Here is a 218-nt window from a genome sequence, read left to right as displayed (position 1 = left end):
CCGGAGCGATCCGGGGCCTTCGTCGTGTCCGGCCCCGACAGCTCCCGCCAGACCTCGCGCTGGTGGTGGTGGTGGTGGTGCCAGCGCGGTGCGCTGACGCGAGCGCGGGTTCAGCGCGTGAGCGCGGGTCTCCGGAGACCCGCGCTCACGCGCCTCGGGCGCGCTCACGCCCGTTCGCCAGAGGTGTTGCACAGTGGGGCGCGCTCACGTCAGCGCAC

Origin of the sequence: Plantibacter sp. Leaf1, assembly GCF_001421315.1 — a bacterium.
Taxonomy (GTDB): Bacteria; Actinomycetota; Actinomycetes; order Actinomycetales; family Microbacteriaceae; genus Plantibacter.
This window is presented reverse-complemented; position numbering follows the sequence as displayed.